Raw genomic sequence first — 22045 nt, 5'->3', positions numbered from 1 at the left:
CATGACCAATCTCGCCTTTCTCCCCAAAGCGCTGCCGGGTGAGAGCGCCGGCAGCTTGCTGCTCCGCCTGAGCCAAGCCCATACGGAGCGACCTTCCGCGCTCCTTATGGCGCTTGGCCATAGCAACTGCTCCATTCAAGGGAGTATCCACAAGCTGTACAGTGGCCTCCCTACACCTGTCTTATCGCTGGTGGATACCCAGAATTGGGCTCCGTCCAAGTCCACGACCGCCCTCGCGAAGGCGCGAAACGCCAAGAAGTGGCTGGAGTATCTGCATCCATCGCTATGCCCGGATTGCGCACAAGAAGGCTGGCTTCCGGATACCCATGATTTTCACCTTATTACTTGCTGTACCAGGCACGGCAAGCAGCTCCGCACGCACTGTAATCACTGCGGAGACCCCGTGCGGTGGAACCGCTTTGGGTTGAACCGGTGCCACTGCACCAAAGAGTTTGGTGATACCGAAGAGGCGAGCCCGGCCGAACTCGCGGTTACTCGCCAGCTCGAGGAATGGATCAGAAGCGGAAAAACAGACGCGCTGGCAGCCTACCAGGAACTGGAAGCACTCCTGAAGGAACGCATTTCTGCTGAAGAATGTTGGGCAGAGCCTGCCATTAGCTGGATCCTGGGAGATCCCCTGCCGGCAGCCAAAAGGCTCAACGCATACCTAACTGGAGCGGCCCCATTAGGGTCACGAGCGCTTGTTGCAGCCCTCTCTTCAGCTTCTTCTCCGCTACTTCAGCAGGCCTTACCCGAACTGCACGAGATGCTCGACAGCCTGCCTGATACCCATCACTCGGAATCCCTGCCAAATAGCTTCCATCTTGGCCACACGGAACTGCGCTTCGCACTTGGTTGCAAAGCCCTCACCGTAGAGATGCTGCTCAAGAATCAGGTGCTCGATAACACCTTGGCTAAAAGGTCACTAACGCAGCGGCAGGTTTTTCTTCCTGAGCTGAAACGACTGTATAGCTGCTATGCCCCCCAAACGAGCCCAAAGGCACATAGCCTCACACTGACTCAGCTCGCAGCAAGCACCAAGCGCAAGACCCATGAGCTGATCTCAGACCTGCTGGCCGGTGACCTCACGGCAGCACCCGCCGATTCCTGGAGGCTTGAGGACTGGCGTGTTGTGGCACCTGATGGGTATACCGATGATGTCCCGGAGGGGGACTCCACACTGGCTATGGCGCAATCCATTTTGGGTGTGAACAGCCAGTATATCGCTGGATTCAGGCGATCAGGCTTGCTCACAGGCCACCATCAGCGGAATAAAAACAATCGGTACTTGTACAAGACTGCGGAGCTGCATGCATTCCGGGAAAAATACATCTCAGCCGGAGACATTGCTTCTCTGACCAGCAGTTCGGTGACCGTTATCACCGACAAGCTGCGCTTTGCCGGCATTCAGCCGGTCAGTGGGCCCGGGATCGACTCCAGTCCGGTTTTCCTATTCCTTCGACAGGTCATCGAAAACGAAGACCTCAGTGCAGTGCTCTCCATCAAGGAGGGCTATTCCACCTCGGGCCGCAGACCCAAGTCCGCTCCCAGAGTGGATAGCAGCCTTTGGATGACTGGCGCTGAGGCCGCAGAAGCACTAGGACTCACTGCCCAGCAGCTCTATCAGCTGGTAGATAAGCAAGACCTCGTGGCAACACGTCCAGAGCATGCCTCCTCGAAAGTAAGTAACTACTTCCTTCGCAAGCAGGTCAACAAGATGAAGGGGAAGCTGGCTCGCATGGTGACGGTGGATGACCTCGCAGTTAAATGCGGGGTTACCCCCAGAAGAGTCTTGGGCCGTCTTTGGCGATTGCTCAAAACCAAGCCATTAAATTACCAGGGGGCGGCCTGTATCGACCATAAGGAAGCCGCAATCCTGGAGAAGCATTTCTCCCGGTACTGGGACGATCAACAGGCCGCCGCATTTCTGGGGGCTACCGCAGCGGACATCCATAACTGGAAACGACTAGGCCACCTTACCCCTCTACCTGAAGGACACCCTGGCTTCTTTGAGAATCGCGTCCTGTTCGATTGCGAGCAAATCAAGACATTCAGGAGGCCGGGATGAGAAAGGTACCCACCACCCTGGAGCAATACGAGGAGATCGTGGCCCATTTATACAGGGAGTTCCCGACGCTACTCAGCTGGGAAAGCGGGGTTTTCAACCTGCGATTCTATGCCAGTTTCACGATTGATCCTTGGTGGTTCCCCCCTGTCTGGAAAATGCTTGAGAACCTCGCTGCGCTTGACTCAATGAACCTGATTGACCCGCCCATCTTTAGAGACTTCAAAGATAAACGAGGTCTGCTTTGTATTTACTACGACGGGGGTGACGAGCTTTCAGAAATGCTGATTGAGGGTGTCGAGAAGCTGATAAATCGTCGCTAGAAACTCCCTTCTGAATCAAAGACTAACAAGCGAGCCAATTACTTTTAGGTTTATTAAGCCATTGTTTTAATTGAATTATTTGACTTTTTCAAAACCGAAGAATAGCGTCAAAAGGCACTCACCGATTAAGGATTGACCATGCTGCCATTCATTCCCATCTTTGACCTCCAGCACTTCAGATCACAGTTTGATCTCAATGGCTCGGCGGAAGAGATTCTGTTTTCCAACTACGAAGGCAAGGATGTCGAGACGGTTATCGCTGAGGCTCAGTCCGTTTCCAGCAAGCCGCCTTGCATCGTGGGAGCCTGGGTCATCATCGACCTCGACCTGGATGAAAGACAGGCGGCCCAGCTAGAAGCGAATGGGATTAACCCCACACTTTTGTACTCACAGTTTTTGATTGATGACTTCCGGGAGCGCTGGCCACTGGGTAGCCACGTGTTTAGCACTCCTGTCACGAAAGATATCGGAAACGGGATCATTGAAACCGGGAATACACTCTATGTGCTTTGGGGAAAGGGGTACCGCATGCGAATGACCCTGGATCATGCCGCAAGGATTCAAGATTCCATATGAAGGCTCATTTGTTAACGGACATTCACAATGAGCATAGGGATGCTCCGTACCGGGTGAAGGATCTTGATTTCGACATCCTGATCCTTGCGGGAGACATTGATACTGACTTGGCCGGGATCAGATGGGCGGCGGAGGAGTCACAACGGCTTGGAGTACCCGTCATCTACGTTCCAGGCAATCATGAGTACTACGGCAGCGAGCTACTGAGTCACGATATAGCAATGCGTATCCTGTCGACGAAGCTCGGGGTGCACTACCTGAACAATGAAGCCCTGGTACTTGATGGGGTTCTATTCCTCGGTACCACCCTCTGGACTGACTTCCAGCTAACGGGGGAACACCCGTATTTTGTTGAGCACCAGATCCGCCGCGTTATGTCTGATCACCACCTGATCAGGTACGGAGAGGCACTATTTTCCCCCGGCCATGCGCAAATGCTGCACGGCAATGCTATTGAGTGGCTTGAAGAAAGCCTACAAAAACGAGGCGACTACGAAACTACCGTTGTCGTAAGCCATCATGGCCCATCGCTGCGATCCGTACATCCGAAATGGAAAGGCAGCATCGTTAGTAATGCTTACTGCTCACACTTAGACCACTTGGTGGCACAAGCGGACTACTGGTTTTACGGGCATACACACGCGGCCTTGGACACGCGTGTCGAGCAAACCCGCCTTGTGACCAACCCCGCAGGTTATCCCGGCCAGGAAACAGGCTTTAACCCTAGCCTGATTATCGATCTGAAAGAGGTTAAAGCCAAATGAGCCGGCCCATTCTGATTGTAGACCTGGAGGCAACATGCTGGAGGGACAAGCATACTGCGCCTGCTGAGAAGGAAGTCATTGAGATCGGATGTGCTCTTGTCGCGTCGGATGGCACGGTAGTGGATGATTTCAGCACTTTCGTGAAACCACTCCTCTATCCAAACCTCACTGCATTCTGCACAGAACTGACAACCATCACCCAATCAGACGTAGATACCGCCCCGGGTTACCCGGAAGCATGCCAGCTCGTGGATGAATGGCTTGGCCAACGGGTCAGAGCGCTAGTTTGGGGATCTTGGGGCAACTACGACCGAAATCAGTTGCTTGAGGAGAAGACTAGACATTGCGCTGCTCCTACATTCCTGGGTGTACCCCACATCAACCTGAAGCGGCTCTGGGCCAGATCCCAAGGTATCCCTCCGAGAGGAATGACCCGGGCTTTGGAATATGCAGGGATCCAGCCAGAGGGAACACATCACCGAGGCATCGATGACGTTCGTAACATCGCAAAGCTGTTACCCGGTATCTCCCGACAACTGATCAACCATGCAGCAGCCACGTGGACGCCATATCCAGAGCCAGGCGAGAGGAAATAGCTATGTCAGAAGCTCCCAAAGAGTCCCTAGAAGAGAAATATCCGAGCCTGTTCGATCATGACCAGTTCATTTACCCGGTTGCCGTGGGCCCGGGCTGGATTCCACTCGTTGACACCCTATGCCGCCTGCTCGTAGAAAGCACAGAGCAAGGCGGATCGGAAGTTAAGGCACTCCAGGTGAAGGAGAAATTCGGGAAGTTACGCTTCTACGCGGTGGCTTGCTCAAGTTATCACGGAGGGCTCATCAAATTGGCAGAGGCATATTCCGCACGAATTTGCGATGTTTGCGGGGGGCTTGGGAGCATGGTTTGTATTGATGGATATTACGTCACGAGGTGCAAGGAGCATGAAAGAACGTAAGATTTCGCTCACAAATATGAAAGCTACGTTCTTACAGTGATCGAGTAGAAATGATCATGTCAAAGCTATAGTCGGCTAGTATTATATTCTTGTCGCCCGGATATCGACCAATTCGCCATTACGCGTAGGAGTCAGATTAATGCGGCAAAAAGCACCCATCCGGGTGCTTTTCCTTGACTTTCCTTTCTCTAATAAATCCAAGAAATTTTATGTGGAGCTTTTTAGCGATCACTTATAAATGACGTTTACGGAGTGCATATCGCTCAAATCGACACCATTGATAGTCACATGCTTACTGGAGTTACGAATAATCAAGTCCATCTTTATTGCTCCGCTTTTCAGGCTGATCGCCATTCGCCGATATGGATTAGCTCCAATATTGACTTCTTCAATATTCATGCAGCGAGACAAATCAAGCGATTCAGATTTAACACTATTTCTGTATAAAGAAAGCCTCTCAAGACCAGGAGGAAAGCTAATATTTGAAACGTCACCAATGAAGTTTTTGTGTAACAACAGCGTCTTAAGGGAAGACATTTTCTCAATAAAATCAGGAACCAATTCAATTTCGCAGGCAGCCGCGTTAAGCTTCTCCAAACACTGCATTTCCAAGATAGACGACATGTCTATTTTTGGATTCCCTCTTACATCAAGGAACTTCAGGCCTCTTAAACCCGACAAAAACGACAAATCTTTTAAACCAGAAAAGCCAAACCTTAAAGAGTCTAGAAATTTAAATTTTAGAAGCAGAGAACCTAAAATCTTCAATTTGCAGCGATCTAGAGCATAGATCAAGCTACGACGGTATTCTTTTCCGTCCGAGAAATCCAGCAATCGAACTCGACCACCTTCCGTTACTTTTAATGCGGGATACGCCCCCACCAATGAAACGATTTCTTCTATAACCGATCGCTCCTCTGGAAATAAGACATTAAAATCAATTGGATTAACGGCGGGCTCCATGAAATTATCGAAATTATATCTATGCCAATCGAGATCCATCGCAAAATTATTTTCAGGATCAATACTCTCGCCATTAACCCAGCAAACTTCAACCCAACCGAAGTAACCGCAAGCCTTAGCAATTAGTCTTATTGCCTCGAATGAGGCGGGACATTTTTCAGGAGGAAGAGTCCTAAAATCACCAAGTATAACAATCTGGCGAGGAGCATCGTCCCGGTGAAGACTTAACAAACGGGACTCCAAACCTTGCTGGAGCCTCGAATCTGAGCATATTGAAAAAACCCACGGCCGGAAGCCTTTAGAAATCAAAACAGTGGCGACTCTCCCGCACCGCTCACCGCCGAAAACCTCAACACCTTTATCATTCATTTATATGGCTTCAGAAACAGATTTTATAATTGACAGGCAGGAGCGCCCCATCCCCGTGATTTCTTTTTTCTTTTCAACAGATTCCATAAGAACAGAAACGTCATTAATCAAATTGGGGTGCCTGGCAAGGAGCCACTCTGAACACTCAACAGGGAACCTTGAGAATAGAGCCTCATCAATTCTCATCACCCCTCCCAACCTAAGAACTGATTTAGCCAAGTGCGGAGCTCTTTTATTCTTCTCTACCTGGTCTTTGCAATCATCAAATGACTCCAGCCTAATTGAGGCTGATAAAAGCGCATAATTAACAACCCTATCCTTTAAGTTACAGAAATCATTAATCGATCTACGAAAATCCTTTCCAAAAATAAGTTTACTACTATGAGACAAAAGCAAAATACCAGAAATAAAACTGTCACTGCCTTCACTCTCGCACAAGACACTAATATCAACGGGAGGAAAATCAGGAAAACGCTCCATGATAGTTAGCGACGTAAAATCAGCCACCTTACATGCTCTCTCTTTATCCCCCCCAACAATGAGAACAAAATCAACATCCCAAGGATTAGTTTCACCAGGATCAATTGCGCTACCTCTTAGATACAGAGCCAACGGAGAATCGACAGAAAACCAAAGGCTTCTGAGAGAGCTTATCAGACTTGGGGGAAAACCCTCTATGTCAGGTAAACTTGAACTATTCATTCAAACCAGACTTTACAATCTCGAAAATAGCCTCTAACTCCTCCCTTCTTAGATCTTTAAACTGAAGACCGCTCTGGCTAACAACGAATGGCATTTCTGAGCGCAACTCAGGATGAAGAGCAGTTGCTTTTTCTAACAATGAAGAAACACCTTGAAAACACCGAGGAGTATGAACGCCGATTGCGACATGAACAGAAACATCATTGGTGCGGACAGAATGCATTCTCCCGGGTGGTAGATAGAGCATTTTTCCCTCCCCAAGTTTGATCGGAATGCTAGGAGGAATTACCTCCCCGCCCTCCATTGTGAATGCTTGATGAGGATACTGCTCTGCCTGCTCTTTCCCAAGCATCCAATCTTTAGCTCCAAAGAGTTGCACGGCGAATATATGATGCGGGTCATAGTGAACAGGAATACCTTCACTAGGGCCAAAAGAAAAGTATCCATTCAGCGTAATTTTTGAATTAAACACTTCTCTCAATGCCTTTCCCCATTCGCCAAACTCTTCATCGAGACTTTCCAAGTCTTCTATCTTAATAGTGTTTGGTGCAACAGCGAGCGATGACACTTTTTCACCAATAATATCCTCATTAAAGCCATATCTAGTCGACGCGGTATAAAGCAAAGGATTGAGCGCCCCACCTCCGTTAAGAACACGAACTTGCGGATATCTAAGCCGACGAAGATTTAGCAAACGTTCAAGCAACCCTTCGGGATTGGAGACATTCAATTTTGGAGCTGGGAGAAGCAATGGTTTTCTCCCCCAGGATTCAGAAAAGAAGTCAGCAACATTGCTCTCTCGAAAAAAATCTTCAAGTAACATTTAGCAATCCTGCATCTTCACGACCAGCACTTGCCAATGGGCAGCGGGGATCGCCAAGTGATGGAGAAAAGGTACGCATGGCTGCACCAGGACACCCCCCACGACAAGCTTGCCATGCCGGACATACGCGGCAAACAGATGATTTATGAGGCTCAATCTCCTGCTGGGATAACACCCCTACAATCTCTCTAATATTTTGTTCTTTGAAACTGGCGACAATTCGATCTTCCATACACGCACAAGGATATACAGTACCATTTGGATTGATGTAGAACTTGGATCTACCTGTTCCGCAGTTTGAAGAGTAACTGGGAGTACTTTCTTCAACACTGCCGGCAGAACGTATGCTCTCATCTGAGAACATATAAGAAACTCTTAACCGCTTCTTATTCTTGCTGCTAACCTTTATACACCCGACAAATTCGTTCCACTTACCTGTGCTAATATCGTCCGCATCATTGGCTCGACCCGACCCAACAACTCGCTTGATATTCCAGCGTTCGAACGCAATATTTTCAAGCACGGAATCAAGATCATGAATAGACTCAATATTCGAGTTGGTCACTGTTGTAGCTACAGTAACGCTCAGCCCACTTTCTGCGAGCTCGTTAATATTTCGAATCGTACGCTCAAACGTCCCCTCTCCGCGTATAGCATCGTGCTCAGCCTTTCCACCATCGATCGATATTTGCACACTAACAGTGGGAAAAATTGCAACTTCGCGCAATGGGCGTAATCGCAATCCATTGCTGTTGATTACCACCTGTTTGAATTTTTCAGAAGCAAAAGAAACTATTGACTGAAAATCCCTATGCAAAGTTGGTTCCCCGCCACTAATCAACAGCACGGAGTCCTCACTAATGGTAACCAGCTCACGAATAACATGTAGCGCAAGCTGGTAATCCATGAATTCAGTGTTAAATGGTGTTGATGATCGAATACAGTGGCTACACGAGAGGTTGCACTGCCTAGTCAGCAGAAGATAAGCCTGCTTTAGTCGGAACCCCCTTGGATGCTCTTCACAAGCCATTTCAACAACTTCACCAACACCATTTTTAGTCATTATTTTAGATTTCCATTATCAAAGGAAAAAGCCAGAATCAGTCCCACTCGTACCATGAGCCAAAACTGTCTTGCATAACAGAATCATCAATTTCACCTTTATCTATTTTTGCATTATCTGCCTTAGACATTCTTGCTAGGGCCTCCTCAAAACGAGGACGACTTTCAGCGATAAAGATTTTATCCATTTCACTGGATTTTGATTTTTCTTCTACACGAACCTGTGTCATAAAGTTCTCCATATTGAATTTTAATCTTCCTGCGATTTCACAGACCCCAATCTCACCCCGTGAAGGGCTTCTTAGAGCTTCTCATAGAGCCTGATGAGTGAGACTACAGCCTCAACTTATCGCTTTCCAGGGAATTCCGGCGAAAAAATCACGTAGTTCCTTTAAGTATTGAAGTTTACTTTCAAGCTCAAGAGCGTCAGTTGAGAATGCAATCGTTCTCAGAGAGTCAAGCTTTTCCAAGTAGTCATTCTCGGTCTCAATCACTGCGTAGTTAAAGCCTCTGAGAGTATCAAACCAAAAATTGCTCAATGCAGTCCGCACTTCACCTTGCGCATTATTCTTGGTCATCCCCTTTCTTATCTGCTTGGCGAGTGATCGCTGCCAAGAATCACCCAACAAAGCTGCGGCAATAACCCCCACTGCAACCGCCAGGCCCAACCCAACAGTAATGGGGCCACCGAGAGCGGCGATGACCGAGAAAACAGCACCAGTTCCCCCAAGGGATATACCAATAGAAGAAAGCGCAGAAACGATCTGGCCAATCAGGATATATGCACCAAGATTGCTCCCTGCAGCAGCAGCACTGGCCCACACAGCCAGCGCACCAAAAGTGCCGAGACTGGCTAGAGATCCAATAAAAGCCCCCCTTGCATTAAATGACCACTGATCACTCAATGAAGAACTCGCCTCCACATTAACGTCATAGCTTTCCAGCCAAGCATCAACTTCATCAGATAGGGTTTGGCTTTTAGCCTGGAGAACATCATTAATATCAATTTTCATTGACTCAGCCACAAAAGATGGCGCTAGTTTTTTTCCCGATTTTTTATCCATGTAACGGTTTTTTATCACCGTCTCAAGCCGGTCAACATCAGACCACCTAGAAACAACGTTAGCAGCCTCATCCAAAGATTCTTTTTCAAGTTCCGATATCAATGAGCGAATTTTATTCACATGACTGTTCTTTTTCTCAATTCGTTCACTTTCTTTCTCAAGAACCTTGCCAACCTCTTTTTGAGCAAGCTTTCGGTCTTTTAGTGCCACCTCGATACTGTTGATCAGCTTCTCACAGCCACTCACATTGGAAGATTTCGCATTTTTAATCACCCGCTCAACCCGAAGAAGCTGCCTCTTGGGCTCAACTGAACAAAGAAGGCCCGAAAGGCTTTTCTCGAAATTTTTTCTCAACCCCTGATCTTCAACTGAATAAGTGAAAAAGCGGGATCTGAATTCGTTCTCACCCACAAGCCCTCCAGCATCCTTACCCCTACTCTCTAGACGAGGGCCAATGCTGTCGTAAGCTCGATGAGCTGCAATATCCAAAATTGACTCATACTCCCCATTGGCGGTGTCGGCACGAGTAGCAACGATAAATAGGTTACTGAGCCCCCCCTCCGAATCCTCTCGATCTACATTTATAGGTAGATGCTCGATAAGCTGCCCCAGATATGCACAATCAGACTCGTTCATGAAGTTAGTCACATTTGATGCATAGATCACGACATCAACGATATTTTTTGCCATTTCAGCACGCTGATCATCGCCCTTTCCATGGCCATAACCAGGCAAATCAATGAGGTCACAGCCCTTCAAAAAGTCTGAATCAACATAAACAATAGCTGATGAAGCCCCATCAAGTGCATTTTTCTTGATACTCATTGAATGAGTTCCATGCTCCCTCAAGGTCTCATATCCACCGCCAATCAACTTGTGCTTCTTGCAATGCTCTTCATTGTTTGGCTGATCAAGATCAAACCCCGGATCCATAACCCATACATTTTCGGTCTGCCAATGGGGCTTATCGTCAACATGGCGAATCAAGCAAGCGACACTAGTGGCTGGCTGATAACTTGAAGGGAGGCTATCGCTACCCATCAGAGTATTAGCAAGTCTAGACTTGCCCATATCAAAACGACCAAACAAGCCCACTCTAGGCTTTCGTGCGACCCGTTCAAAAGACGCCACCAAGGCATCAAGAGAGGAGATGGCGCCAGCCTTTTTTAACTCATCTCCCGAAATAGATTCAGGCACAGAAGGAGATGTATCAATGTAGCTTTTGATCAAAGCGACTCTAGACGTGATCTCTTTCATCGGGGAGCCAACATCCAGAGGTTTTTTGGTACTTATATCACCACAGTAAGAACACCACTCCTTATAGACACGAAGAGGCATATCATCAGGATTTTTTTCGTATCGTGAAACCTGGCTTTGTGAGACACCAAGCTGCTTAGCCATATCAACTTGAGAAATCCCGGCCTCTTCACGCATCTGCTCCAGATTCATATTTTCACCTTCCACCAGTAAGCACAGCCGTTTGTATTGATGTGGACACTAATATCAGCAATCGATCCGGATATGTCAACTTCAAATATGCACCTGATGCATATTTTTATTAAAAAACCCTTTCTGGCATCGCCTACAGCCAATGCCTCAGCAATTTTTTCGCACCTACGAAAACCATAAAAACCCATAAAATCAATACGTTAAAATTCCTACAGCCGAGAGACTGACCCAACCGCACCAATCACAGAAATGCTGAATCTATTGAATTGGGCCTGCGAAGCCTGAACCTTGGTGCTTATGTCCTCGATATCGGACTCTGCCTGCCTGGATCTCCCATTCGCAGCCTTAACAGCAGCCCCAAGGGAGTTGAATTGCTTGATTTGGCTGTCGCCTGACTTCTTGGTCACAAAAAAGGTAACGAGGATAGATGCTAGATAGACGCTCGCGAGCACACCCATGATCTCGATGGTCATGTGCTACCTCATATATTCGTCGATAATTTCTTCTTTGGTGATCCGGCGCTCTTCCATGCGATCCCGGTAGAGTTCTTTGGCGTACCCTACCTCGTCTTTGATAGCTTGCTTCACGCCTCGGATTCTGGCTCGTTCGGCCTGTTCGGCCCTGAGGATGGCAGCCCGTTCCTCACGTTCGCGGGCTTTGATGCGTCTTTGCCGGTCTCTCTCGGCATTCTTTGATGGTCTATCTATAGCCTTGGCGACTTTAATAGCCGCCCTCAGGCCACTCGGCTTCCTAGCCATGCCCCCTCCGTTCCATTTGCACCCATTGCGGGTGTCTCATTGTTCTTAGCATGAACAATATAGAACGGGGTTCAATAGTCAATTACAAGGCCCCGCAATCAATGCGGCTACCTCCGATGGTGTCACACACAGTCTGACATGAGCATTAAATAATAGGCAGAATGTGCTTTAGAGCCCACTGACCACGCCACTTCACATACCACAGGGCAAGTTCCAGCCCCTTTTCAGCTGTCATCCGGGTTTCTTTGTCCAGCTCTGAAACGCTCTCCGGCCCCGAGCTGATCTGACTGGTAACATAGTTGTGGACAGCCTGATTCCGCCTCGCTCTCCAAAAGTCAGTCTCCAGAACAACTTTCTTTTCCTCATCGTTTCCAGCAAAGTTCTGACCAAACATTTTAACCAGCTTGTAGAGCTTACTCTTGGGCTTTCCTCCTACTGAAACAATTATTTCATTGATGATCCGGGTAATGATGCACTCACAAAGCACCGTGCACTCGATATAAAAGCCTTTCTTGAAAGCATTTTGGGCTTTGTCGATTGATGCATTCACCGCGGCGCCACGATTTACCAGCTCCCGCCCATTCTCTCCGCCCCAAGTAGCAATCAGCATTTCTGCATTGCCATACCCCTTTTCAGCAACAGCACGGCCCTCAATATAGCGCATAAAGTGGGAGATCATTTCAAAGTACCCCTCAATCAACCTTCTCGTTAAGGGGAGGTCTTTGGCCCACCGGCCGTAAGCAATACCAGGCTTGAACTCAGCAGTGGCCAGATCTTCGTTCGCCTTCTCATGCAGGCTAGGGAGAAATTCCTCTGCTATTCGCCAAATCCAATCGCCCCCCAGAAAAGTAAAGGAAGTGCAATGAACGTAGGTCTGAACCTGGTAGGGAAAAATATCCTGCAAGGTTTCGGTGTACTCGCTATCCGGGATATCAACCACATCCTGGATTACTTGTGTAGTTCGACCAATGATTTTGCTTTGCTCATCGTGAAGGGAATAAAAGAGCTGAAAAACAGAAAGGGGGTCGGGCAACTGATCTCTGGGGATGCCGTCCGCCAGCATCGCATTGACCAAGTAAACACAAAAAGGCTCCAACATGAACCAGCACTCATTGTGGATGTATTCATATTCACCCACCACTCGTTCCATTACCTCTCTCAACGGAGCGTACTCATCCTGATTACTTACTGCCATCATCTTCCTTTCCTTGGGGCTCTACTCAATTTCTGCGGACACTTCCAAAGGCTCATCTCGTTACTGCCCCAGCTCAACCCCAAACAGTTATGATCAAAGTTTAGCCCCTCGCACCAATACTAAGTAGGCGCGACTTAGGGCGATTTAAGACTTTTTCTCAACCAAACATACTTTAGAGGGCGAACAACCACATCACAACGCAGGTTACCGTTGGAATTTTGCTGACCCGGAAGGCGTCTAGAGAAATGGAGGCGATTCATACAGACCAATCAACACCTAGATTGCCTAGAGTTAGCGATGACAACTCTTGGGGTCACCGATTTGGCAGGAGCAAACTCGGCACATACATGATGAGAGCAGTTTGCAGGAAGAATGCCGCGAATTGCCGCCAAACAACCAGTCTCACAGGATGCCCATTTATGCCTCTTGATAGCACCTTGAAGGCATATTTTGGCGCCAGAATGAGCTTTTTGCCTTTTTTGTCCATTTTTATAGAATATTCATTGACAGAAATAACCGAGCCCTCATAATAACCACAAATCGGACATCAAAAAGAATGATTGGTGGAATATTTATGGACTATCATAAAGAATCAGGACACACTTACCACACTGTTTCAGCAGATATACGAGAAGAGTATGAGGGCTTCGTTGGCAATTTAGCCCCTGATACCTACTTGGACGACATAAAAGATGCCTCGTCTGATTTTATGGAAGCCATTCCTTTCGTATTAAAGCTGGTTGACCGCAGGAGCGGCAAAGCCGTTATGGCTGACCTCCAACTCGATACATATACGGCAGAGATGTTCTACCTATATGCAATCGAGGGAATCCCTCGCTTTCTGATGCGCTCAGAGAATGGGGATCTGAGAGAGCTTAATGCAGAAGAGCTCGAGTTTTTCGACTTCGGCCTGGATTTGAATGCCTTCCTCTCTTACAACGCGTTGTTTGATTGCCTTCAAGAATCATGGGGAGGCAGGCCAGCAATATCAATGCTGGTAGTTCTCAACCAATTTGCAGCACGCATGAAGCTTGATTGGGCAGCCTATAGCGGAAAAGAAGACTACCTATCAATTGCTGAGGTAGCCCTACTAGCAGGCATGAAAGAAAAGAGCGTTCGGAACTTAGCAGCAAAAGAACTCGGTGCAAAATTCAACCCTGATCGCAAATTGACACTCATCAGCACAACAAACGCCAGCAAATGGCTTGAGGGTCGCCGGAAGTTTAAACCTTCACAATTGCTAAGAACCAAACCGGCAATCGATCAATTCCTGAAAATTGCCAGTGAACACTTCTGAGGTATGCGATATGGAAATGAGCCTGCATTACCAACGCAGAATGGCCAATAGAGGGTTTCGTGAACGCTACTTAGAGATTCTGCTGCGTTACGCGGACTACATAGAGCAGAAAGGACGAAGCTATGTACTCCGCCTTACCCAAAACCAGGCCCAGGAAGCATTCACGAAACTTGCCTCTGAGGAAGATGAGCTCTTGCACAGAGAAAAAATGCTCACCCGACAAAAAAGACAAGCACGTGTAGGTCTTGGTGAGGCCAGCTGTGAGGCAATGAACCACTTAGACAGCGAGATCCACAAAGTACGACGATCAAGGAAAGAACTGAGAAAGCTGAAGAAGTCGATCAAACCGGGTCATGCCGTGTTTGGTGTTGATCATGATTCTGGAGCGGTCAAGGGCGTCACCGTTGCAGCTACATTAAAGGCCATTCGTGGCGAATGTTTGATCAAAGAAGATTAAAGCATGGATACAGGAATCAGTATGGACAATCACAAGATCATTAGTTACTTGGAAGCAGTATCCGGTTTCACCCCCAAGGATTTATTACCTGAGAGTCTTCGCATCTCCTCGGGTAATAGCGGGCTTGAAACGTTCTATGCCCCCTTCGACTGGATCAACAAAGAAGCAAAGCTCGTAATCTGCGGGATTACTCCTGGCTTGCAACAGGCTAACAAGGCTCTTTCAGCTGCAATTTCAGCCAGAGATATGGGTATGGATCTCGACGCCTCACTTAAAATGGCCAAAAACACAGGTAGTTTCGCAGGAGCAATGCGCAACAACATTTCGAAGATGCTGGATCATATCAGGCTTAATGAGCTTCTCGATATCAACAGCTGCGGGCAGCTATTTACAGACCGGCAGGATCTGGTGCACTACACATCGGCGCTGAGGTATCCGGTTTTCAAGGATAAAGCCAACTATAGTGGCGACAAACAGATGGTTTCCAACCCATACCTTTGGAATCAGGCTAAACAGGGCCTCCAGGAGGAAATCGCCACTTTGCCAGAAGCACTATGGGTGCCTCTTGGGAAATCTGTAGTGGCGGTTTTCGAGAAGCTAATATCCGAGGGAGTTCTCGGGGAGGACAAAGTGCTCTTTGGACTGCCCCATGCCTCAGGTGCAAATGCAGAAAGAATAAAGTACTTCCTGGGTGAAAAACCGCGAGATCAGCTTTCCAGCAAGGTTAACCCTGAAACGATTGATGCACAAAAAATTCCGTTGCTGGAAAAAGTTAGAATACTGATCGAAAACAATAGAGCAGCCCTCCAATCTTGAACTAACGTTTTATACAGTAACTGAGATTAGTAGGGTTCTACCCCGTTACTGCGGACACTTCTAAAAAGAGGCACACTGTGCCCAAGGAGTGTTTATGAGCAAGCGAAAGAAGTACAGCCCCGAATTCAAGCGTGAAGCGGTAGAGCAGACTCGCCACCCCGGTGTGAGTTGCCGCCAGGTGGCGCTTGAGCTGGGCATTAATGCCAACCTTCTCTCTCGTTGGCGCAGAGAGGCGGATGATGCCTCAACCCCTAGCTTCCAGGGCTCAGGCTCCCCCCGTGACGCGGAGATGGCCCGACTGAAGCGAGAGCTGGCGCGAGTGAAGAAGGAACGGGATTTTTTGCGCGAAGCGGCGACGTTCTTCGCAAAGGAATCGTCCTGAGATATCAGGCGATTGAGCGTTGCCGCCAAGACCTCCCTGTTCTGCTCATGTGTCGCTGCCTTAAGGTTTCACCCAGCGGCTACTACTCTTGGTCTGGCCGGGTGCCTTCGAGCCGGGCACAGGATAATGAGCGGCTCCTCAAGCGAATCCACGAGATACACGCAGACAGTGATGGCGCCATCGGGGCGCCTCGCATGCATGATGATCTGGTGGAGGAAGGAGAAACAGCCAGCCTCAATCGTGTGGCGCGCTTGATGGCGACATCTGGGTTGCAGGGTTGGCCTCGCCGTAAGGGTCGGGGCCGCAAGGCCCCGTCAGTTCGTCCGGATGGGGTGAAGAACCATCTAAGGCGGGATTTTTCTGCACTCGAGCCGGATACCAAGTGGGTGACCGACATCACGGAGATCAAGACCAAGGAAGGCAAGCTATTCCTCTGTGTAGTGATGGATCTGTACAGCAACATCATTGCGGGCTGGTCGATGCACCATCGCCAGGATCGGCACATGGTGCTTCGAGCTGTTGAGATGGCGGTATGGCAACGCGAGGGAGAGGGGAAGATCATTCTCCACTCGGATCGAGGCAGCCAGTTCACAAGCGGTGATTACCAGCGATATTTAAAAAAGCAGGGTCTGGTGTGCAGTATGAGTGCGGTTGGCCACTGCGCCGATAATGCAGCCTGCGAAGGGTTCTTCGGCATGATGAAGCGGGAGCGGACAAATCACCGTGATTATCGAACCCTGAATGAGGCAAGGGCTGACGTATTTAATTACATCGAGCGGTTCCACAACCCAAGAAGGCGGCGTAAGGTTGCAGCTCAAGATCGCAAGTTTACCGTCTTTTTAAAACCGTCCGTGGAAACGGGGTAGAACCCGACCCGTCCTTAGCGATTTAAAAAGGCTATAACGCCAAGACTTGCCACTATCCCCGCCACCTTTCCTAAGGTGCTGGCGTTGCTAAATTTTTCAAAGCGGCCTTCATCCGAATTTGAGCCACTTGAACTAGGTTCAACAATACCAGAAAGATATAAGTCAGCAGCATCGCAAGCACTTATGAAATTACTAAGAATATCCTTTGTCAGCTCGAAGCTATCATCATGTAGCGATTTATTGCGAATAGATGCAATGAAACGAATTCTTTTGACCTCTTGGATTTCTAATTTACTCTCAATGCTTGTAACTTTTTCGTGTAAGCCTCTTCCCTCTGCACCTGCGCGAACCAGTAATGACTCAATTTTTTTCGATCTACCTACAACTATATCTAAAGACATGTGAATTCCTTTTTTTTGGAAACCGGACAGAATACGCGGTTATTAAGTAATAACGCCATGCTCAGCCGGCGCGTCAGCGGTCGGCTGGTGCTTCTTGTATGATCGAAAAGACTCTATTCCCCCTGCCTTTCCGATAGTAATAAGCTGAGGCTCAAGCCTGTAGCCGCAGGCTTTCAATGTGGCAGCCCGGTGCAGCTCTGGTGCCACTTGCGTGAGTCCGTTAACAAGCAAGGGCGCCACACTGAATTCGTTGGTTTAACTCGAACAGTCGAATGAGCCTCGAGCTCGAATGTAGCAAGGGTGAGTTATGAGCACAATGTACCAAGTCTACAGTGATCCCGAAGGTAAGAACATCGGTGTCGATGTCGGCAAATTGCAGCTCGATATCTGCATTCACGAACGGAATGAGCATTGGGATACCGGGAACAATCCTACCGATATCTGGACTCTCGCCAGCAAGCTCTCTCGTTTTAAGCTGGCCCGCATTGGCGTTGAAGCCACTGGCGGCTATGAACGGGATCTTGTTGAAGCCTGTGCCGAGCGAGGCCTGCCCGTCGTTGTTGTCCAACCCATGAGAATCCGAAACTTCGCCAAAATCAAAGGCGTCATCGCGAAAACGGACAAGATCGATGCCCAGGTGATTGCCGAGTTTGCCGTCACCATGAAGCCAGAGGTTCGTCCTCTAACCAGTAAGAACATAAGGGCTTTCAAAGAGTTACTGGCCAGAAAACGGCAACTCAATGAGGCGCGCACGCAAGAGCTCAATCGCCAGCATAAAGCCTCCAAGGTTGCCCAACGCACCCATGCGGCGATGATAAAATTCCTGGACAAGGAGATTGCCTGGGTGAACGAGAAGCTGGCCAAAGCCATGTGTACTGGTCGAATGAATCTGCACACCAACGTAGGCGGTAAATTTACCACCCCAAGCGGGGTACTAGCCTTTGCCTCTAAGTGCAAGCAGCAAGCCACCAACCTAATTCTGGATCAAGGCTACACTTTATCCAAGGCCAGAGCATTTCCCAATTTACTCACTAGGGCCCATTTCTGAATACACTTTTCGACTCTTCCATAGGCTCAGATAAGCGCGGTATAGTCCATAAATATACTGAAAATTATATATTTATACGCCAGCAAAGCGTGCTATTGCGCAGCTATTCAGCGTTTTGAAAGTTCTTAATTATGCCATCTAATTCAATTAGTTGCGCGATCTGTGCTTTTTATTATGGCAAGAACTGCGATTTACCCATGGCAAGAAATCGCTAAGTAATTGTTTTTACTAGAGGTGGAGTGATGCCTCTAATGGCAACTCACAACAGCACAAAAAGGGCGCTTCGGCGCCCTTGTGATTTTCCACTCAACGCAGCAAACAATCCGCCACAGCCTAAACAAAAGGCACCAAGAAAACCTGCTATTATTTTGCTGACAGCTGCACCATCATCTTGCTATAACCGCGAACAAAATTGGATTGCACGCATTCAGGCTCACTGAGCACTTCAATATTATCAAACCGTTCCAGCAACTCTTCCCAAAGAATGCGCAACTGTAATTCCGCAAGGCGGTTTCCCATGCAGCGGTGCACCCCGAATCCGAAAGAAAGATGGTTACGCGCTCCCTTGCGATCAATCATGAAGGTATCGGGCTGATCGATATTGCGTTCGTCACGATTTCCGGAGGCATACCACATCACCACCTTGTCGCCTTTCTTGATGACTTTTCCGTTTAGCTCAACATCCTGTTTGGCAATGCGGCGCATGTAGGCCAGCGGCGTTTGCCAGCGAATAATTTCGGAAACCATATTTGGAATCAGTGAGGGATTCGCCTTGAGTTTTTCAAACTCATCCGGAAATTGATTCAACGCAAATACACCACCTGTCATGGAGTTCCGGGTTGTATCGTTCCCGCCAACGATGAGCAGGATCAGATTACCCATAAACTCCATGGGCCGCTTCACCATATCCTTGGTTTCTTCATTCGCCTGCATCAGGCTAATGAGATCAAAGCCGGGTTCATGCCCCGCCGCTTTTTGCGCGGCTTTTTCGTGCCAGAGCTTGACGAAGTGCTTACCTGCATCCGCGGCCGCCGCAAAAATCTCATCTGAGTCGACCGTGCCGCCACTGGTTTCCGGGCTTGCCGTGGACACATCGGACCAGTACACCAGCTTTTGGCGCTGCTCGTAGGGAAAATCCAGCAACGTTGCCAGCATCCGCGCCGTCAGCTCAATGGATACCGTTTTCACCCAGTCAAAAGGTTGATCTAGCGGCAAGCCATCCAGCACTTCCCGGGTACGCTGACGGATCAGCCCTTCCATCTCTTTCAGGTTTTTAGGGGCCACCACATTCTGTACCGCTTTACGCTGCTCATCATGCTTCGGCGGGTCCATAGCGATGAAGGTTTCAATTTCCAGGCCTTCCGGAGTGCGCCCCAACGTGATGATTGGCTCGGCAGAAAACAGGTCATGGTGCTTATCCACGAAGACGATATCGTCATAGCGGGTAATCGACCAAAACGGACCAAAAGGGCTGTTCTTCTGATAATGCACCGGACATTCATCACGCAATCGCTTGAAGTAGGATTGCCACTTGTTCTGGCGGAACAGGAACGGGTTACTGACATCAATCTCTTCCAGAGGAAGGGTATTCACATCAGGAATTGGGGTTTCAACAAAGGTGGGGATGAAGGGCCCTTTGAAAATACGGTTCTTCATCTTCACAAAACGATGTACCGCACGAATTTGCCAGTGTGGAGGCACCACTGTCGAGGTCAAATTCATTGCTGTGGATTTCATGGACATGATTTTTTACTCCCTGGGACCTGCATTGTCGTGACCAGATTTACATCTGGAATTCGGGCAATTGCACCACCATGCCGTCGAGCGCATCGCTGGTTTCAATCTGACATGCCAGTCTCGACGTCTCTGCGCGCTCCGGCGTCATCCCCAGCATCATGGTTTCTTCATCGCTGGTCTGTCCGGTTTTGGCAAACCATGCATCAGCCACAATCACGTGACAGGTGCCACAGGCGCAAGCACCACCACAGTCTGCATCAATACCGGGAATACTGTTATCCACGGCGATCTGCATCAGGGATTTGCCTGGTTCAATCTCTACCTCATGCTCGGTACCACCAAACTCAATAATGGTCACACTGGCCATCACATTGCCTCACTTTGTTATTGTGTTACCCACAACAGTGCGCCAAGGCAAAACGCAACAGCAGGTCATTTTTTGACAACAGGGGGTCATTTAAAGACAATCAGGCTGATCTATTGCGTAGAGCAATCCATGACAATGCCAACCGTCTCAGCCAACAGCCTGGCCTCTAACCCGTCACATTACGCACGCCTCATTGCTCGCGAGCTCGGCCTTCAGGCGCCCGACCTGGGTCGACTGTTACCCAATACAGGGCTCAAGGTTGAACAGCTGCTTGACGAAGATACCCTGCTCAGCGCCCACCAGCAGATCCAATTGCTTAGCAATGCACTTGATATCAGTAACGACCCAGCCTTTGGTTTTCGTTTGGGACAACGCCTGACTCCAGCGACCCACGGCGCCATGGGATTTCTGGCACTAAGCAGCGCGAATTTATTTGAGGCACTGCAAGCCATACATCTCTACGCACCAACACGAATGAGTTTTGTGCGTGTAGAATTATTTGATCGGGGAGAATGGTTGGAGTGCTATGTGCATTTCGATGTAGCGTTAACGGATAAAATGCGGCGGTGTTTATCTGAAGCCTTTATCATGATGTTTTTCGAGATAGCGGGGTCTATTCTGGGGCGAGAGCCCCACGAAGTGGAGACCTTCTTTAATCATTCCGCCCCACCACATGCCGCTTTATACAACAAGCATATACCCGGCCCCTACGGATTCTCTGCAGCACAGTTAATGGCGAAAATACCTAAAGCCCTGTGCTTCTATCCCAATATTTCGGCCAACCATGAAAACTACCAGTTAGCGCTGCAGCAATGCGAAACCATGCTTTCTCAACTGCGATCCAGTACTCATAGCTTTCGCTACCGAGTAGAAAAAATGATGCTGTCATTTCCACCAGGAACGTTAACAGAAGAGGAAACCGCCGCCGCATTATTCATGAGCAAGCGAACCCTTGCGCGTAAACTAAAAACCGAGAACACAGGATTTCGACATATTCAGAAAGATATCCTCTCGCAGCAAGCTGCCAACTATCTGCGTGACAGCAAACTTACCGTCGACGCTATTGCCGCCCTCTTGAACTACCACGACAGCTCCAACTTTCGGCGTGCTTTCAAAGGCTGGTTTAATGTCACGCCGGAGGCATTCAGGCAATCTCTCTGACTCTGGGCGCTCCTCCAAACCATACTCCAGCCAGGCCTGGATGGTTTTTATCAGCAGCCACACCGAACACTCTGCAACACCAGTCCGCACAACAAGCAGCTACAACCGTTTGTCTTGACTGGTGAAAGTTTCATCAGAACGAGGATTTCCCGTTTGTTTTACGTCGCCATCGTTGGCAACATTGAGCTGGGCCCAATACTACAGGGCTCATCCCTACCGCAGGAGGCTTCCCATGAGCGATTACGACGACAGAGATGATTACCAGCAAGAAGCCGAAGACCTGTTGGAAACGATTGAGCAGGTAGAAGAAACCCTGACAGTCATGTCCAAAGTAGTCGGGCAGCTAAAGGAACAGGTGGCCTCACACCTTGACCCGTACACGGTTGAAATGAGCGCCGAGGAATTCCTGGAGCAGTGCGAGAACCTGGAAGGCACCTGGCACTGA

The 22045-nt window shown here is 48.7% G+C and carries 25 protein-coding genes; 13 read left to right on the top strand and 12 right to left on the bottom strand.

Annotation, left to right across the window (positions count from 1 at the left end):
• Window position 1 precedes the first annotated feature (1 nt).
• The 6 genes from ACMG4M_RS05910 (at window position 2) to ACMG4M_RS05885 (ending at window position 4683) form a co-directional block, all read left to right on the top strand.
• On the top strand, window positions 2-2068 hold the full coding sequence (locus ACMG4M_RS05910) for a TniQ family protein (protein ID WP_414430923.1): 2067 nt from the start codon (window positions 2-4) through the stop codon (window positions 2066-2068).
• The gene (locus ACMG4M_RS05905; RefSeq protein ID WP_414430922.1) at window positions 2065-2388 is read left to right on the top strand and encodes a hypothetical protein; all 324 of its coding nucleotides are present in this window, start codon (window positions 2065-2067) and stop codon (window positions 2386-2388) included. Before ACMG4M_RS05910 ends, ACMG4M_RS05905 begins: the two co-directional genes overlap by 4 nt.
• Window positions 2389-2526: 138 nt before the next feature.
• Window positions 2527-2964: a DUF6957 family protein gene (locus ACMG4M_RS05900; RefSeq protein ID WP_414430921.1), complete on the top strand. Its 438-nt coding sequence runs from the start codon at window positions 2527-2529 to the stop codon at window positions 2962-2964.
• The gene (locus ACMG4M_RS05895) at window positions 2961-3728 is read left to right on the top strand and encodes a metallophosphoesterase (RefSeq protein ID WP_414430920.1); all 768 of its coding nucleotides are present in this window, start codon (window positions 2961-2963) and stop codon (window positions 3726-3728) included. The genes ACMG4M_RS05900 and ACMG4M_RS05895 overlap by 4 nt, the downstream gene beginning before the upstream one ends.
• A complete protein-coding gene (locus ACMG4M_RS05890) occupies window positions 3725-4324 on the top strand; it encodes an exonuclease domain-containing protein (RefSeq protein WP_414430919.1) in 600 nt (199 codons plus the stop codon). Before ACMG4M_RS05895 ends, ACMG4M_RS05890 begins: the two co-directional genes overlap by 4 nt.
• 2 nt (window positions 4325-4326) lie before the next feature.
• Window positions 4327-4683 (top strand): hypothetical protein, encoded by a 357-nt coding sequence (locus ACMG4M_RS05885; RefSeq protein WP_414430918.1) that lies wholly within the window; start codon window positions 4327-4329, stop codon window positions 4681-4683.
• A 228-nt stretch (window positions 4684-4911) separates the two neighbouring features.
• On the opposite strand, the gene ACMG4M_RS05880 is transcribed toward ACMG4M_RS05885, so the two are convergent.
• From ACMG4M_RS05880 to ACMG4M_RS05840, 9 genes are all read right to left on the bottom strand, one after another.
• Window positions 4912-6015, bottom strand: coding sequence for a leucine-rich repeat domain-containing protein (locus ACMG4M_RS05880; RefSeq protein WP_414430917.1), 1104 nt, complete (start codon window positions 6013-6015; stop codon window positions 4912-4914).
• Complete coding sequence (locus ACMG4M_RS05875) at window positions 6016-6717, bottom strand: hypothetical protein (protein ID WP_414430916.1); 702 nt, start codon at window positions 6715-6717, stop codon at window positions 6016-6018. It lies immediately after the preceding gene.
• Complete coding sequence (locus ACMG4M_RS05870) at window positions 6710-7540, bottom strand: JmjC domain-containing protein (RefSeq protein WP_414430915.1); 831 nt, start codon at window positions 7538-7540, stop codon at window positions 6710-6712. Before ACMG4M_RS05870 ends, ACMG4M_RS05875 begins: the two co-directional genes overlap by 8 nt.
• Window positions 7530-8603 carry a radical SAM protein gene (locus ACMG4M_RS05865; RefSeq protein WP_414430914.1) on the bottom strand — a complete coding sequence of 358 codons (1074 nt, stop codon included), beginning with the start codon at window positions 8601-8603 and terminating at the stop codon, window positions 7530-7532. Before ACMG4M_RS05865 ends, ACMG4M_RS05870 begins: the two co-directional genes overlap by 11 nt.
• A gap of 37 nt (window positions 8604-8640) precedes the next feature.
• Window positions 8641-8832, bottom strand: a complete 192-nt coding sequence (locus ACMG4M_RS05860) for a hypothetical protein (RefSeq protein ID WP_414430913.1) — start codon at window positions 8830-8832, stop codon at window positions 8641-8643.
• A gap of 111 nt (window positions 8833-8943) precedes the next feature.
• A complete protein-coding gene (locus ACMG4M_RS05855; protein ID WP_414430912.1) occupies window positions 8944-11115 on the bottom strand; it encodes a dynamin family protein in 2172 nt (723 codons plus the stop codon).
• Between the two features lie 209 nt (window positions 11116-11324).
• A complete protein-coding gene (locus tag ACMG4M_RS05850; RefSeq protein ID WP_414430911.1) occupies window positions 11325-11588 on the bottom strand; it encodes a hypothetical protein in 264 nt (87 codons plus the stop codon).
• A 3-nt stretch (window positions 11589-11591) separates the two neighbouring features.
• The gene (locus ACMG4M_RS05845; RefSeq protein WP_414430910.1) at window positions 11592-11873 is read right to left on the bottom strand and encodes a hypothetical protein; all 282 of its coding nucleotides are present in this window, start codon (window positions 11871-11873) and stop codon (window positions 11592-11594) included.
• Between the two features lie 145 nt (window positions 11874-12018).
• Window positions 12019-13071 carry a hypothetical protein gene (locus ACMG4M_RS05840; protein ID WP_414430909.1) on the bottom strand — a complete coding sequence of 351 codons (1053 nt, stop codon included), beginning with the start codon at window positions 13069-13071 and terminating at the stop codon, window positions 12019-12021.
• A 571-nt stretch (window positions 13072-13642) separates the two neighbouring features.
• Here ACMG4M_RS05840 and ACMG4M_RS05835 point away from each other — a divergent pair.
• From ACMG4M_RS05835 to ACMG4M_RS05820, 4 genes are all read left to right on the top strand, one after another.
• Window positions 13643-14365 (top strand): hypothetical protein, encoded by a 723-nt coding sequence (locus tag ACMG4M_RS05835; RefSeq protein ID WP_414430908.1) that lies wholly within the window; start codon window positions 13643-13645, stop codon window positions 14363-14365.
• A 10-nt stretch (window positions 14366-14375) separates the two neighbouring features.
• Window positions 14376-14822, top strand: coding sequence for a hypothetical protein (locus ACMG4M_RS05830; protein ID WP_414430907.1), 447 nt, complete (start codon window positions 14376-14378; stop codon window positions 14820-14822).
• A gap of 3 nt (window positions 14823-14825) precedes the next feature.
• Window positions 14826-15638, top strand: a complete 813-nt coding sequence (locus ACMG4M_RS05825) for a hypothetical protein (protein WP_414430906.1) — start codon at window positions 14826-14828, stop codon at window positions 15636-15638.
• A 94-nt stretch (window positions 15639-15732) separates the two neighbouring features.
• Window positions 15733-16886, top strand: a protein-coding gene (locus ACMG4M_RS05820) for an IS3 family transposase (protein WP_414430905.1) whose coding sequence is annotated in 2 segments (ribosomal slippage) — window positions 15733-15973 and window positions 15973-16886 — 1155 coding nt in all. Because the reading frame shifts where the segments join, the coding sequence is not laid out codon by codon here.
• A 14-nt stretch (window positions 16887-16900) separates the two neighbouring features.
• Here ACMG4M_RS05820 and ACMG4M_RS05815 read toward each other — a convergent pair.
• On the bottom strand, window positions 16901-17287 hold the full coding sequence (locus ACMG4M_RS05815) for a hypothetical protein (RefSeq protein WP_414430904.1): 387 nt from the start codon (window positions 17285-17287) through the stop codon (window positions 16901-16903).
• Window positions 17288-17594: 307 nt separating this feature from the next.
• Here ACMG4M_RS05815 and ACMG4M_RS05810 point away from each other — a divergent pair, with 307 nt between their 5' ends.
• Complete coding sequence (locus ACMG4M_RS05810) at window positions 17595-18335, top strand: IS110 family transposase (RefSeq protein ID WP_414430903.1); 741 nt, start codon at window positions 17595-17597, stop codon at window positions 18333-18335.
• Between the two features lie 363 nt (window positions 18336-18698).
• On the opposite strand, the gene ACMG4M_RS05805 is transcribed toward ACMG4M_RS05810, so the two are convergent.
• The gene (locus ACMG4M_RS05805) at window positions 18699-20078 is read right to left on the bottom strand and encodes a cytochrome P450 (RefSeq protein ID WP_414430902.1); all 1380 of its coding nucleotides are present in this window, start codon (window positions 20076-20078) and stop codon (window positions 18699-18701) included.
• A gap of 40 nt (window positions 20079-20118) precedes the next feature.
• On the bottom strand, window positions 20119-20439 hold the full coding sequence (locus tag ACMG4M_RS05800) for a 2Fe-2S iron-sulfur cluster-binding protein (RefSeq protein ID WP_035248954.1): 321 nt from the start codon (window positions 20437-20439) through the stop codon (window positions 20119-20121).
• 129 nt (window positions 20440-20568) lie between these two features.
• Between ACMG4M_RS05800 and ACMG4M_RS05795 the strand changes: the two genes are divergently transcribed.
• Window positions 20569-21600, top strand: coding sequence for an AraC family transcriptional regulator ligand-binding domain-containing protein (locus ACMG4M_RS05795; RefSeq protein WP_414430901.1), 1032 nt, complete (start codon window positions 20569-20571; stop codon window positions 21598-21600).
• A 232-nt stretch (window positions 21601-21832) separates the two neighbouring features.
• Window positions 21833-22045 (top strand): hypothetical protein, encoded by a 213-nt coding sequence (locus ACMG4M_RS05790; RefSeq protein WP_035248960.1) that lies wholly within the window; start codon window positions 21833-21835, stop codon window positions 22043-22045.

Source organism: Alcanivorax sp. IL3, from assembly GCF_047495465.1.
Taxonomy (GTDB): Bacteria; Pseudomonadota; Gammaproteobacteria; order Pseudomonadales; family Alcanivoracaceae; genus Alcanivorax; species Alcanivorax jadensis.
This window is presented reverse-complemented; position numbering and strand designations above follow the sequence as displayed.